14 protein-coding genes and 3 pseudogenes are annotated in these 14295 nt (G+C 37.0%); 11 read left to right on the forward strand and 6 right to left on the reverse strand.

Annotated features, from left to right (window positions below; all coding sequences use genetic code 11):
* The first annotated feature begins 91 nt into the window (after positions 1-91).
* Complete coding sequence (locus tag ACHZEU_RS15295) at positions 92-886, forward strand: DUF2268 domain-containing protein (RefSeq protein WP_048394058.1); 795 nt, start codon at positions 92-94, stop codon at positions 884-886.
* An 18-nt stretch (positions 887-904) separates the two neighbouring features.
* The gene (locus tag ACHZEU_RS15300) at positions 905-1414 is read left to right on the forward strand and encodes a DNA-deoxyinosine glycosylase (protein ID WP_048394061.1); all 510 of its coding nucleotides are present in this window, start codon (positions 905-907) and stop codon (positions 1412-1414) included.
* A gap of 14 nt (positions 1415-1428) precedes the next feature.
* On the opposite strand, the pseudogene ACHZEU_RS15305 reads toward ACHZEU_RS15300, so the two are convergent.
* The 3 genes and pseudogenes from ACHZEU_RS15305 to ACHZEU_RS15315 all read right to left on the reverse strand — a co-directional run bounded on the left by ACHZEU_RS15305 (position 1429) and on the right by ACHZEU_RS15315 (position 3687).
* Positions 1429-2229, reverse strand: a pseudogene (locus ACHZEU_RS15305) (cytochrome c oxidase assembly protein).
* A 13-nt stretch (positions 2230-2242) separates the two neighbouring features.
* The gene (locus tag ACHZEU_RS15310; RefSeq protein ID WP_181574671.1) at positions 2243-2716 is read right to left on the reverse strand and encodes a DUF2243 domain-containing protein; all 474 of its coding nucleotides are present in this window, start codon (positions 2714-2716) and stop codon (positions 2243-2245) included.
* Between the two features lie 80 nt (positions 2717-2796).
* On the reverse strand, positions 2797-3687 hold the full coding sequence (locus tag ACHZEU_RS15315) for an endo alpha-1,4 polygalactosaminidase (protein ID WP_404803534.1): 891 nt from the start codon (positions 3685-3687) through the stop codon (positions 2797-2799).
* Positions 3688-3819: 132 nt separating this feature from the next.
* On the opposite strand from ACHZEU_RS15315, the gene ACHZEU_RS15320 reads away from it, so the two are divergent.
* From ACHZEU_RS15320 to ACHZEU_RS15330, 3 genes and pseudogenes are all read left to right on the forward strand, one after another.
* Positions 3820-4185, forward strand: a complete 366-nt coding sequence (locus ACHZEU_RS15320; RefSeq protein ID WP_082148158.1) for a hypothetical protein — start codon at positions 3820-3822, stop codon at positions 4183-4185.
* 331 nt (positions 4186-4516) lie between these two features.
* Positions 4517-6148: pseudogene (gene abc-f / locus ACHZEU_RS15325) on the forward strand (ribosomal protection-like ABC-F family protein).
* 70 nt (positions 6149-6218) lie between these two features.
* A complete protein-coding gene (locus ACHZEU_RS15330) occupies positions 6219-6983 on the forward strand; it encodes a hypothetical protein (protein WP_231595682.1) in 765 nt (254 codons plus the stop codon).
* Between the two features lie 44 nt (positions 6984-7027).
* On the opposite strand, the gene ACHZEU_RS15335 is transcribed toward ACHZEU_RS15330, so the two are convergent.
* Positions 7028-7519 (reverse strand): SRPBCC family protein, encoded by a 492-nt coding sequence (locus ACHZEU_RS15335; protein WP_404803535.1) that lies wholly within the window; start codon positions 7517-7519, stop codon positions 7028-7030.
* A gap of 4 nt (positions 7520-7523) precedes the next feature.
* Positions 7524-8915, reverse strand: coding sequence for a PLP-dependent aminotransferase family protein (locus tag ACHZEU_RS15340; protein WP_048394073.1), 1392 nt, complete (start codon positions 8913-8915; stop codon positions 7524-7526).
* Positions 8916-9028: 113 nt separating this feature from the next.
* Between ACHZEU_RS15340 and ACHZEU_RS15345 the strand changes: the two genes are divergently transcribed.
* The 3 genes and pseudogenes from ACHZEU_RS15345 to ACHZEU_RS15355 all read left to right on the forward strand — a co-directional run bounded on the left by ACHZEU_RS15345 (position 9029) and on the right by ACHZEU_RS15355 (position 11296).
* Complete coding sequence (locus tag ACHZEU_RS15345) at positions 9029-9979, forward strand: proline dehydrogenase family protein (protein WP_048394075.1); 951 nt, start codon at positions 9029-9031, stop codon at positions 9977-9979.
* Between the two features lie 46 nt (positions 9980-10025).
* A pseudogene (locus tag ACHZEU_RS15350) lies at positions 10026-10876 on the forward strand (DMT family transporter).
* Between the two features lie 54 nt (positions 10877-10930).
* Positions 10931-11296 (forward strand): DUF4440 domain-containing protein, encoded by a 366-nt coding sequence (locus ACHZEU_RS15355; protein ID WP_048394078.1) that lies wholly within the window; start codon positions 10931-10933, stop codon positions 11294-11296.
* On the opposite strand, the gene ACHZEU_RS15360 is transcribed toward ACHZEU_RS15355, so the two are convergent.
* Entirely contained in the window at positions 11293-12087 is a 795-nt protein-coding gene (locus tag ACHZEU_RS15360) for a sulfite exporter TauE/SafE family protein (RefSeq protein ID WP_404803536.1), read from the reverse strand. The two genes, ACHZEU_RS15355 and ACHZEU_RS15360, sit on opposite strands and share 4 nt — an antisense overlap.
* A gap of 112 nt (positions 12088-12199) precedes the next feature.
* On the opposite strand from ACHZEU_RS15360, the gene ACHZEU_RS15365 reads away from it, so the two are divergent.
* The 3 genes from ACHZEU_RS15365 to ACHZEU_RS15375 are packed head-to-tail and all read left to right on the forward strand — an operon-like array spanning position 12200 to position 14096.
* Positions 12200-12769, forward strand: a complete 570-nt coding sequence (locus ACHZEU_RS15365; protein ID WP_048394081.1) for a nucleotidyltransferase family protein — start codon at positions 12200-12202, stop codon at positions 12767-12769.
* 21 nt (positions 12770-12790) lie between these two features.
* Complete coding sequence (locus ACHZEU_RS15370; protein ID WP_048394083.1) at positions 12791-13255, forward strand: DinB family protein; 465 nt, start codon at positions 12791-12793, stop codon at positions 13253-13255.
* Positions 13256-13265: 10 nt separating this feature from the next.
* Entirely contained in the window at positions 13266-14096 is an 831-nt protein-coding gene (locus ACHZEU_RS15375; RefSeq protein ID WP_048394085.1) for an AraC family transcriptional regulator, read from the forward strand.
* Positions 14097-14295 lie beyond the last annotated feature (199 nt).

The raw sequence follows: 14295 nt of genomic DNA on the forward strand, positions 1-14295 counted from the left end.
TCATTGTCATTACAAGCTAATATATGCGATTTGATGCATTTATCACTAGCCGATTGTCTATTCAAGACATATGCTGTGAAGAGGTGATAATATGGCAGTTGTGTCAACGGATAAGTGGTTAGATGAATTTGTAAGTGCTAGAAAATCAACTAGAAAGGATGAGCGAACAAGCTTACAATGCTCGATTCTTTGCGGTCGATTAGTCAAACTATTTCGAGATGGGCTTCCAGAAGAAATTCACTATACATTACAGCAACAGGGTCTTTTTTTACCTCATGAGGAAGTCGATGTTGAAAAATTAAAGAGGCAAAAATTATGGGCCAGTGTACAGCAGGAGTTCCTATACTTACAGAGGAAATGGAATGGCCCATCAATACCAATTTATATTTTCCCAATTACTCAGCAGCAAACGATAACCAATAAAAATGGTGTCGCTTATCCTCATTCGCTTTTTTTATTTGTGGGTGATTTAGAAAAGCAGGAGCTTCAAGCATTATTTGCTCATGAATATAACCATGTTTGTCGTATACACATATTAAAAAAAACTTTAGATGATATGACTTTATTGGATTCTCTCATTTTAGAAGGCTTAGCAGAAGATGCGGTGAAAGATTTATACGGAGAAAGGTGGATTGCTCCTTGGTTACAATCCTACTCAGAAAAAGAACTTTTAGCTTTATGGGAGCATCATTTTTTACCGAATTTACAACTCCAAGGAATCAAACAACATCATCCATTTCTATACGGGGGGGCCCTTCCACCTTGGATAGGCTACTGTATAGGCTACAAAATTGTGCAGTCGTATAAAATGAACCATTCATGCCAACATCCCTTGTTCATTTCAAGCCAAGATTTACTTACTGGTTCGAATTTTCCGCTACAATAGAGAAAAGGAGTGATTGTTGTGTCCAATGAATTAAAAAATATATTATTACCAATTGTAGACTCATCAACAAGGGTGCTCATTGTTGGATCCATGCCAGGAAAACAATCGTTAGAGAAACAGCAGTACTATGGCAATCCACGCAATCACTTTTGGCCTATTATGGGTGAGTTATTACAGATAGCGATTCCAAATGATTATACAGAGAGAATAGACTTATTAAAAAACAATGCAATCGGTCTTTGGGACACGATTGCAACTTGTGAACGTGAAGGAAGTTTAGATGCAGCGATACGCAATGAAAAGCCCAATGATTTTCAAACCCTTTTTGAACAATACCCTAATATTCAATTAGTGCTTTTTAATGGAGCGAAAGCATTTGAGGTTTTTAAAAAGCATATTGGCTTAGGGCTTCTAGAAGGACGAGCCTATAAAAAAATGCCATCAACAAGTCCAATACCAGGGAAAAATATTAAAACGTTCACTGAAAAGCTAGAGGACTGGCGGATTATCCAATCCTATTTAGCCTAATCAACAGGGCGAGATTAGCGTGATGAAGTAGCTGCTTTGGGGTGAATACTATTCCTTGTGCTTTTAAACCATTGATAAAAGAGAATATACACAAGAAGGATTTCAATAGCATCTCCACCGTAGTACATGATCTTAGCACCTAGTTCTGCCTCAGTGGATGGTACATGATGAGGCGGATTTGCAAAAATAAATTTTGCCAATATGGCATGAGCAGCCAATGCTACTACTAATGTAAGGGATCGAAAAACATAAGAGTATGAATGTGGAGTAGGATCAATATAAATAAAGGCAATAGTAAACAAATAACCCGCTAGAAAAATATGGAGATGAATGAATACATACAGTAGTATATGTTCATGCATCAAATTGAAAAGTGAGGTTGTATAGAGTAACCATAGGCCTCCTACATTTAGAATAGATGCAATAATTGGATGACGAATAAAACGAACATACGGATTTTTTAGTAGCCGAGAGAGAATACGTGCCTTGTTTACTGGTAAGGTTCTTAACAGCAGAGTCATGGGTGCTGCTAAAGCCATAAGTAATGGTGCCAGCATGCCAAGCAATAAATGTCCTATCATATGTGCGTCAAAATGAATATGACTAAGAGCAGCCAATGGGCCGATTAATGTAATCAGAGCACAGACATTTACAACAATCTAACAGAAAGTACGGAAATGAGGCCATCGTTTTTTATGTTGATTAGAAATCATAACAGCGAGCATATAGCCTATAAGAGCTAGAACAAATGGCAAGGCCAGTAAAAGCTGAACCATCATAGGAAAGTTTTGAGCATGAACATCGTGAGAATGCAAGATGCGCCACCTCCTATCGATCTTTTTGATTTGTTTGGAGCAGTAAGACAATACCGATAATTATTAATAGCGCCGCCAAAATGTTCCAAACGATATCATAGGGAAGTATTTCAACATTGTAACGAATTTGGTGAAGTTTCATGAATTTATGTTGTATAATTCCATCGTAAAGCTGAAATGAGCCTGCTCCAAGAAAAATACCGCCTAGCCATCTTTTTAGCCAAAACCCATGTTTTCTATGTAGATCAGCCAATAAAAAAGCAGATCCAATCGTAGCAAAAAAGCTGAATGCATGAAATAAACCATCTGAAACTAGTCCAATAGCTGCTGTAGACTTATCATAGAAATGATGCCAGTGTAATAATTGGTGAAAAATCACCTCATCTATAAATGCAACAACCCCAAGCCCAAATAAAATCCCAGTCCACATGTTACGCTGCTTATATTGAAAGCGATTTTCATGCTTATGTTTTTGTTCTTCATACATATTGGTCGTATCCAATCCTATCACCTCAAGCTGATTTTCTTTTAGTCTACCCCTGAGATGAGCTCTTAAACAAATATCCCTCAAAACAGTCGTTTGTCAGAGGGAAGTAAGGATGATTGCCAGCTATTATAGTAAGAGCCAGCAGGACTGTAAAAGAATTTGAAGTGATGCTTCTCAGCTAAAGCACGGCTTTTTGCTTCTTCTTCAAAACCAATTGTCATCACTTGTGTACCWAATTTATTGCGTATGTGGACAAGCTGTTGCATCATATCGAGTGACCATTCATCTTTTCCTACCACAGGATACGAAAAATCCTCCCACATAATAAAATCAATAAATGGTGCTGTATAATCGGCGAGTGTTTGAAATCCCCAATTTTGAGCAACAGATATATTTGGATGTCGTTTTTTGATTTGTTGGATAAAAGATAACATGGCTTCATTTTGCCACTTTTGTTCATCTTCAGGTAAATAGGAATTGATATTACCAACCGTATCTAAAAACACACCGTCTAAGCCTTTCTGAACAATTTGCTGCTCTATTTCTGCTAGCAAAATGTCTTGATAGTGCGTAGAAGTCAAATCCATTAAAAAAGAATCCCATTTGGCAAAATACATTCTTTCACCCTGTTTGTCTCGATAAAAATCTTCTTCCTTCAATTGTTGATAGAGTGCTGTATTCCATTTGTCTGCTTCCATCACATTAATATAGCCGTACACTAAAGTACCGCTTTTTTGAGCATTGACGATATACTTTTGCTGCATTTCAAGAGGTTCTACAATCACTAAATCTAACTTCGTCATGCTCTTGCCAATGGCATCGTTGCCTTTATCTAAGTAGTATGTGTAATCTTTCACATCAGCAAGCTTTGCTTGGATACTTGTGGAAGAAGAGACTGAATTTTTAGCAAGCAGCATCCACATACTACCTGAGATAAGCAGGGCTAATAAGAGTATCAATAATTTTTTCATAAGTACTCCTTTTTGAATGATTTTCCTTCCATTATATAATAATAGGAACTAGGTAACCTTTGGTAAATGGGCAATGGCTCAACGGTGAATCGCCCTTTTACATATATTGAATAATGTAAAAGGAGGGTTTGTGTGTATAATAATCCATTTAGAGAAGATAATTTTAGAAGACCTGGTGGTTGGGGAGGTTATAATGATTTTGAAACAACGTCATTTGGGCCAACTCATTTCGGCCCCCCTCCCGCAGGACAAATGCCCATAAGCACACCACCAGGTTTTTCACCACCAATTCCTGCTTGGCGAGAAGGTTCTAGTGGTATACGCTCCTGTTTATTTAGAAATACGTATATTTGGATGAATAGTGGTAGAAGTTTTTGGTTTTTCCCAACAGCTGTAGGAAGGGAAATCATTGCTGGCTTTAGATGGAGTCGAAGATATGGCTGGTATTTCCGTACCATTTCTAGAAGCCAAATTCGTTCCTATGAATGTTTTAGATAGACTTAGCTCAAGGTATGGAGTTTTATTTTTAAAAAAATGATGTTACAATGACGATAACGATGAATGAAGGGAAGATGGGTGGCTAATGAATAACTAATCTTAATTTTTGTATAGGAAATTTTATATTTCACGAACAACAAAAATAGGATTAGTCTGCCCATTTTTCATAATAATTGCTTTATATTCGCAAACCACTGCCGATAATTAGCTACTCCAAAGCTTGTTTTCACAATAGTTTTGGAGCTTATTTGTGTATGATATTGTAGCGACTAATCCTTCCAAATGAATTGGAGKGATTTTTTTKTCCCTCCAACTGGAGAGGATGGATAGTATGAAGTAACTTTTMAAATTACAGGATGTACGTTATGAAATAAAGGATATGTTGTTATTTGAGCATGTGACAGGCACAGTAAAAAAAGGCGAAGTCATCGGCATTATAGGGAGGAATGGTGCTGGGAAATCGACATTATTACAATTGATTCAAGGTACATTATCACCAACTATGGGAGTAATTCAGGGAGCACAGGCTTTAAAAATTACATTTGTTGAACAGGAGCTAGCTCATTTTGACAAACTAGAAGTATCCGCAAGAGAAGCTGATCTGCTGGCTAAGTGGCAGGTACCTAATGTGTCATYTGCAGCGTTAAGTGGGGGTGAAAAGCTGAAAATGCGTCTTGCAGAAGGTTTTTCCCAGAATGCTCAAATTTTATTACTTGATGAACCAACGAATCATTTAGATGAACAAAGTACCGCATTCCTCATCAGACAAGTACAAAACTATAAGGGGACAATCATCGTGGTATCACATGATCGCTATTTTTTAGATAAGGTTGCCACAAAAATCTGGTCTATTGAGGCAAAAAGCCTGATTGAACATGATGGCAATTATACAAGCTACATGGCTGATAGGGAACACCGACGATTAACACAGCAACGTGCCTACGAGAAGCAGCAAAAAAACATTGAACGAATTGAGGCTCAAATGTCGGAACTGACGTCTTGGTCACAAAAGGGCCACGCCCAGTCAACAAAACTGGAAGGTTTTAAGGAGTACCATCGTGTGAAAGCAAAGCGTTTAGATTCTCAGGTGAAATCTAAGAAAAAGCGATTAGAGGCTGAACTTGCGAAGACAAGAGTGGAAGCAGTGGAGCCAGAAGCAGAGATTCGTTTTTCTTTAGGCACGAATCAACGAGTCGGCAAACGCTTACTGGAAATCAAGCATTTATCTTTAAAATTTGGTGAACGCATACTATTTAACGATGTGAATATTACGGCTCAATTTGGAGATAAGATAGCTATCACAGGAAAGAATGGAAGTGGGAAAACAAGCTTTTTAAAAGTTCTTTTAGGCAAGCTAGAAGCTGAGGGTGAAGTATGGGTATCACCAGCTGCAAACATTGGTTATCTGACACAGGAAGTATTTGATTTACCACTTGATCAGACACCAGAGCAATATTTTTATCAAGAGACATTTGAAGAGCGTGCTAAAGTGCGCAACTTGATGAAGAATTTAGGGTTTACACTGACACATTGGACATCTCCCATAGGCAAAATGAGTATGGGAGAACGCGTAAAGTGTAAGCTGATGGCTTATATTTTAGAGGATAAAAATGTTCTTATTTTAGATGAGCCGACAAACCATCTTGATCTACCTTCTCGTGAGCAGTTAGAGCATACTCTTACTCAATATAATGGAACATTGCTTGTCGTTTCACATGATCGATACTTTCTAGAAAAAGTCACGAACAGTGTTTGGGAGCTTCACGGTCAGCACATCAAGAAAAAGTGGACAGAAGTCACACCGAATAAAGTGGATGATACAGCGGCTCTCCGTTTAAAGCTTGAAACGGAAAGACAAGAGATTTTAGGCAAACTGAGCTTTCTAACAGTAAAAGATAAGGACTACACCATGCTCGATCAGAAGTTTAATGAGCTGACGAAGCGCATCAATGAACTTCGATAGCTGAAGCGTTTAAGTTAACCTTTTTCAGGGGAAAATATGGAGAGAAGGCATTTCTTAAATGGGGGTTAACATGTTGAAAAAGGTAGTATTTCTCTTTTTATTGTTAAGCATTTGTAGCTTAAGTGCTTGTGCTGAACGAAATAAGAATGCACAAGAACATGAGATTGAAACAAGTACATCTGTAGCACTGTCTAATAATGATCAAATTGATACGGTTCAAGCAACTGAAGCTCTTCAACAAATAAAGGAGCAGATACATTTCAATGTTCCAATAAAAATGCCAACAACGTTACCTATTGCAGAGGGTACATTTTTATCAGCTACAGCAAGAACACAGGGCGACCAGGTTGAAGTTATTTTTTATGAGAGCAAAGAGAATATGCCAATTAACGATATTCGATTAAAGAAATCAGCGACTGTTATTGGAAGATTGCTGGTCAAGAAATATAAAAGTGTGGAAGGTGCAAGCACACAGATAGCATTTGATAATTTTAATCAAAATGGCGGGCAAGAGGTTGATCTTGGTTACAATATAAAAGGTTATCAAGATGCAGGCGCTGGTTCATTATGGACTGGTTGGAACGAAGGGCGATGGGCAATTGCCACTCATACACGAACTGATAATCCTGATGCAGGTGTCAAACTTGCTAAGCAGGCAGTAGCGTATTTAGAAAACCACATGCTGCCTATTCCAAGGCAATATGGCATGGCTCAGCTAGATGTCTATCAATCAGGTAATTTAATTGTGTGGCAGGATGAAAAGCTTGTTTACACACTGGATTCAATCAAAGATCCTTTAAAAGCACTAGCAATTGCTACAGCCTTTTATCAATAATAGAAATCCTAGAGTAATGATGCTCTAGGATTTTTTGTATTATTTTACTTTATACTATTCAGCATTTTTTGGTATTCGCTGAATCTTTGCTGCCATTCATCCATTGGGAAATATTGATGGTCAACGCCATTTAGTAGATCTTTTAACATATCAAGACAAATATGCCATCCTGCTAAATCCTTCGGTGTATGCTCTGTCAGATTTTGAAGTGTCTCCACTAATACCAATAAAGAACCCTTTTCAGTAGAAAATAATTCAAATCTCACCGTATCTGTTCCCCAACCAAATTCTAATACTTCTTTCTCAACATAATCTGTGATGGTTATTTCCTCAAAATTACCTGTTCCATCATTCATATTAAAATGTATTTTCCTGTTCTTACGTAGCTCAATTATTTCTAAATTACTCATCCATTTTTGTAGGTTTTCATTGTTAGTCATAGCGGCCCAAACGGCATCTATTGAATATAGTAATGGCCGTTTGAATGTAGCAATATGGTAATTTGATTGTTTTTCAATAGTAGCTAGCACAGACATCCTCCTAATGATAAATTGCTTGAAAAAGTCTAGTGATGCCTAGTTCAATTTCATGCTTTTGTAAATGACCATAGCCAATAATCAATCTGTTATTATATTTTCCCTTTTGAATTGTATGATCCTCTACTGGGTAAACCTTTACACCAAATTGTTCTATTTTCACTAATAAGTTTCGTGTAAAATCAATCTTCTCAAATTCTGCAACTAAGTGCATACCTGTAGAATAGCCAAATATTTTTATGTTATGTGAAAAAGTGGATTGTAAACATTGAATCAGAAAATCACGTTGGCTTTTATAGAACTTCTTCATTTTTGTGATATGTCTTTCCATATAGCCCTCCTGTATAAAGCGAGAAAGGATAAGCTGGTCTAAGGAAGGTGTATGTAAGTCCGTAAACCATTTTAATTGACGGCATTTTTCAGTAAGCTGTGTTGGAAGGATAATGTATCCTATTCTTAATGCGGGAGAGAGAATTTTACTAAAAGAACCGATGTAGAGAACTAGCTCTGGATCTAGGCCCTGTAAAGAGCTAACAGGTGGCCCTTCGTAGCGAAACTCACTATCATAATCATCTTCTATTAAAAAGCAATGATTCTTTCTAGCATACTCAATTAATTGAATTCTACGCTGAATAGGTAAGGTACTCCCTAAAGGAAATTGATGAGAGGGAGTTAGAAAGACAAGTTTAGGATCTATATTATCTGGTAATAGGCTTGTTTTCATCCCGAATTCATCTACTGGTACCGGATAAATGGTAGCACCAGAAGCTTTAAAGATAGTTTGAATATCATTCGTTATAGGATCTTCCATAATAGCAATATCATTAGATGACAGCAATAATCTCGACACAAGCATCATTGCCTGTGTCGCACCAGATGTAATAATAATTTGCTCTGGATGACATTCAACGCCCCTTGTCCTTAATAAGTAGTGGGCAAGAGTATGCCTTAATTCTATGCGCCCCTCTGGAACCCCGTATCCTAATATGGAGGACTCACTATCGTGCCATAGCTGGTGACTTATCCTCGCCCAAGTTTTACGAGGAAACAAGTCGAGTGCTGGAATACCCGAGCGTAAGTTTACAACCTCTTTCCCTACTATTGGATCTCCTGCTTTATTTGTAATAAGAGGTTTGGTCTGTTGTGGTAACAATGTGCCTTCTGCAACAAATGTACCAGCTCCTCTTCGTGCAAATAAAAATCCTTCGGCAAGTAACTGATCATAAGCTTCTAATATGACATTTCTTGATACTTTTAATTCTACTGAAAGCTCTCGTGTTGATACTAATTTTTCACCTGCCTGAAGTTGTCCACTTAAAATTTTTTCCCGTATTTGCTGATAGATTTGACGATTTAAAGGAATATCTAATGCTCGATCTATAGGTATCCATAACATTTTACATACCTCCGATTTGAAAGTGGTACCTTTAAAATCACTTTAAAGTGGTTCTACAGTTACCAATTTTATCATGATAAAATACTTACCAATACCGAAGAGGGGGAATAAATATGAAGAAAACAGAAGAATTAGTGATTCAGGCCTTAAAAGCCGCGGCACGAGACGAGCGCTTGAAATATGCGGTGCAGCAATCAACAGAGCTCTACCCATTATTATGGAAAGCAGCAAAAAGGTATGTAACAGGAGAAAAAAGAGAGGATGCCATCGCTGCTGCACGTAATTATCTTAATGACAATTATAATATCTCCATTGAATATATTGGGGAAAATACAACCAATTTAAGGGATTGTCAAAGAGCAAAGGATGAGCTTTTACAAGTAATTGGGGAAATGGGGTTTTTATCTTTGAAGCAAACAGTATCTTTCGATTTATCTCATATAGGTCTTTCTATTAATGCTGAGATAGCTTTTAAGCATCTTGAAGAGCTTACACAAAAAGCTCAGCGGTATGGAATAACTTTGATGATAAGTATGGAAGAGTCCTCAAAGACTAGTGATATTATTACTCTTTACAAAAAAATAGCAACGGAGTATACAAATGTTGGGATTACATTGCAAGTGCATCTTTATCGTACAAAGATAGATTTACAAGAACTTATGCAATATCCAGGGAAAATAAGACTTGTTAAAGGGGCTTTTCAAGAGTCTGTCGATATAGCCATGATCAGATCAGAAGAACTGAATAAGCATTATCTTGATTATGTTGATCAGTTAGTAAATGCGAATCATCCGTTATCAATCGCTACACATGATGAAATGCTTATTCAAGAGATAGAGCGACGTCAATATCTTGAGAACCCAAATGTTGAAGTTGAGATGCTTTATGGTGTACGCCCTACATTACTCAATGAATTAAGAAGGAAAGATTATCGTTGTAGAGTATATTTAACGTATGGAATTGAGTGGTACTTATATCTTTGCCACCGAATTGCTGAACACCCTGAAAACCTATATTTAGCAGTAACCGATATTATTAATGAATCCATGGAACGAGTAGTATAGAAAAATGAGTAGGTGGAACTGGAGTAGTGGGAAAGTTATTGTGGCGATGAGTATCGTTGGTAGTTCAGTTGTTGCGGGCAAATTGGTTGTTCAAAGTTTTCCAATTTTCTTAGCTAATGAACTAAGATTTCTTGTGGCTGCAATTATTTTGATTCCTTTGTGGATAAAGATAGAGGGATTTTCAACATTAAACAGAAAAGAGTTAGTAGCGATTTTTTTACAAGCGTTATTAGGGGTGTTTTTATTTAATCTATTAATGCTCCATGGTCTTTCAAAAACGACTGCTATGGAAGCTGGTATTATTACTGGTACTCTGCCAGTCTGCACGGCATTCCTATCCTATTTTATTTTGAAGGAGAAATTAACGAGGAATATGGGTATTAGCATACTTCTTGCCGTAGTGGGAGCTATCCTTATGAACATTGCTAACCATTCTACTACTAACCATTATTCAACTTCATTATTAGGCAATCTATTCATTTTAGGTGCAGTATTTTGTGAATCTTTATTTCTCATCATTGGTAAGTTAATTTCTTATCGTATGAGTGCTCTTACAGTCTCAACTATGGTTAGCTTATTTGGCGTCATATTATTTTTCCCATTTGCTGTAGCTGAAAGCAGATATTTTGAATTTAAAGAAATATCAGTTGCAGAGTGGGGATTAGTATTGTATTTCGGCATTGTTGTAACCGTCATAGCGTTTCTTTTGATGCAACAGGGTCTTGCAGTAATTTCAGCATCTTGGCAGGCGTACTTACTAGCTTATTGCCAATTAGTAGTATGATTTTATCTTCTATTCTATTGGATGAAAAAATAACTAATCTTCAGGTCTGTGGTTTTTTCTTAATTATAGCTGCCATCTATTTACTGTCAAAGCAGAAAGGGATACAGAACTAGTGATTTATAAAAAGTTAATTATCGGATAATATTGTGAAAAAAGGAGAGGTGAAGATGACACATCAACAAGCATTGGAACATTATATCCAAGCAACAAATACCCATGATTTTAATCAAGTAAAGGCTATTTTGCATCCACAAGCAATTTATTGGTTCTCTGATAAAACATGCACAACAACAGAGGAGATTGAGGCTTATTTCAAGCATGCATGGAATGTCATTAAAGAAGAGGTTTATTCAGCTACTGATGTAAAATGGTTAACCGTTGATGAAACGACGGCTACCTGTCTTTATACATATCACTATGAAGGCTATCATAACGAAAAGTTTGTATCAGGTAGCGGTAGAGCAACTAATATTTTTACATTAGTTAAGGATCAATGGAAGGTAATTCATGAGCATTTGAGTAGTGGTCATTAAATTATTTTCAATGTAACTTGAACAAGCAACAATATAATAATCAATGTTAGTAGTGTTTTGGCTATTTTTAATGGAATGTATGGGAGCACTATAAGACCTAATTGGGAGCCTATAATGGAGCCAATTGCCATAGCAAATGCATAGTGCCATTGAATAAAGCTAGTGTGATAAAACACAATAAATGCTCCTGTACAGCTCCCGAAGAGGAGTACTCGAGTGAGCTGTACAGCCTTTATGTAAGTATGATGAGTACGTAGATAGTGTAAGATGCTAAATGTCGAAGAGCCAGGGCCGAAACCACCATCATACATAGCGATGAAAAATGGTTGCCAAAAATGAGGTGCTTGATGTTCTAGCGAATCAGGAACTTCCGTCCACGCCTTATTTTTTAAAGTTACGACTAAAGCCAAAAGAAGTAGTACACAGGCCATATAGTTCATAGTTTGCTCAGACAGCGAAACCGCTAAAAGTGAGCCGCAAATCCCCCCAACAATAGCAAGAGCTATATATTTGATGATAGATGTGAGATGTAGCTCCTTCTGATAGAGTAGATAAAAAATACTGGATAAAGACGAAATGCCTGTCGAAAATTTGTTTGTGGCAATACTTGTTTGAATAGGGATACCGACAAGCATCATGGCAGGAAGTGTAATTAGTCCACCACCTCCCGCAAGTGTACCAATAAAAGCAGCTACCATTCCGATACATATGAGTGTTAAAGAAATGTTTGTATAGAAAAGTCCAACTAAGCTAAGTAGTACAAATAATAACAGCATGATCATTTTATTCATAAGCTTCTCCCTTTCTTTTATTAGCTTTAGGGTAAATGGTGTTAATGTATAAATCTAATATATAATTTTTAGTGATTTATAAATTTAATTTATATTAATGGAGGCTGACAGAATGAGGTTGCTTCAATCGGAGGAAGAGCTGAAGAACTTAATTGCATCTGATGACTGGATGATGAGCATTTTATCCACAGTAGAAAACTTGCAACTACCAGATTGGTGGATATGCGCAGGAATTATTCGCTCAAAGGTATGGGATTACCTTCACAATAAGGAGGAAAGAACACCAATTGCTGATATTGATGTGATATATTTTGATAAAGAAAATTTAGCAGAAGAAGTAGAGAAGCAGTATGAGCAAGAACTGAGAAAGTTATCTCCAAACGAGCCTTGGTCCGTGAAAAATCAAGCACGAATGCATGTCCTAAATGGTAGTAAACCATATCAGTCTGCTGTTGATGGAATCTCTCATTTCCCAGAAATCCCAACGGCAATTGGAGTAAAATTATCAGATGGGGTACTAGAGATTGCAGCACCGTACGGTATTCATCTTTTAGGAGCAGGCATAGTAGAGCCAACATCGTTTTACCTAGAAAATAAGTATGCCTATGCGATTTATCGTCAAAGAATTCAGCAAAAACAATGGCATTTATGTTGGCCAGAATTGAAAATTCATCTTCAATAAAAAAAGAAAGAGGGGGAACAATTGCAACAAGATAAAACCTATGTCATTAAACACTATATAAAATCTTTAGATTGGATAGATAATTTACGAGGGTTATCTGAGGCACAATGGCGTATGCCCATTGAACCTGGGAAATGGTCGGTTGCAGAGGTAATTGGGCATCTTCCTCCATGGGACAAGTTTGTGCAAAAGTACCGAATTCCTTTTCTCTTTACAGATGAGCGTCTGCCGAAAGGGCCAGATGTAGCACATTTGAATTCGATGGCAGCTAAGAAAAGCCGTGAACAAACAATGGAGGAAACATTGAATGATTTTATTTCCACAAGGCGTCAATTATTGCAGGACATTCAGCAATGGACAGACGAGCAATGGCAACAGTCATTTAAAATTGGGCCGTCAGAAATGACTATAATCGACTATTTTGTTGGATTAATCAATCATGATTTACATCATTTTTCACAGATTCAGAATGTTATACATGTATAGGAGTTAGCATATGGATATCAAGTATTTAATTGATTACTTTGCACATGCTTCTGTAAAATTTACAGATGTTTTTACTAAAAAAATGGAGCCAGGTGAAGTAGATGCTGGTAGAACAACAGCTCCAGAAAAGTGTGGTTTAGTAGTGCCACTTGCAGGGAGTGCGATCTTTAGCTTTAATGGAACCCCCTATATGATGGAGCCAGGAATGATTGCCCATGCTGGCCCCCAGATGCCGATAGAAGTGAGAGCGACTGGCCATAAAGGTTGGGAGTATGCAGTTGTTCATTACAGCCTACCTACAGAAGAAATAAATCTATATCCGCTAGCCGAGCAACATTTTCTAATCAATACAGGCTTTAACACACAAATTATTAGCCATGTTCAGCAATTAGTAGAAAGCTATTCCTTTCCTGGTAATATGGCTGTATTCAAGTCTAAGACATTATTTATGAATTTGTTGGAAGATATCCTTGTAGCGGCAAAAATGCAGGTTTTAGATAGTGCCAGCGAATTAATGGAACAGGCATTACAGTATATACACGAAAATTATGCACAGCAAATCTCAGTATCAAATATCTCGATGGAATTGGGCATTGAGCGTCGTCGTTTTGCTTATTTATTTGAGCAGCATACAGGTATGAATCCAAGTACATATATAACAGAATACCGTATACGACGTGCGAAAGACTTACTAGAATATGGTGGAATACCTGTAGCTGAAATTGCAGAATGTGTTGGATATGTAGATTGTTTTTATTTTAGCAGAGTATTTAAAAAGTGTACGGGTTTATCTCCCTCAGCCTATCGGAAGTTAAAAATAGAGGAAGCCAGATATGTATAATTGACTGTTTCTTATAAAAAAGAAGCAGTTTTTTTATTGCTTAAATCGGCAAAAATCCATGTCATTTTCGAAATCGTCCATTCACAATCTTTTTTCACTTTGTTAGGATAGTATCCGTAAATGATAATGAGTATCAATTATATATTGACTTATATATGAAAACGATTATCATTATCAATATGAGCTCGTTAGGGGAGAA

Origin of the sequence: Lysinibacillus sp. S1 (assembly GCF_044986265.1) — a bacterium.
GTDB classification, from domain to species: domain Bacteria; phylum Bacillota; class Bacilli; order Bacillales_A; family Planococcaceae; genus Lysinibacillus; species Lysinibacillus capsici.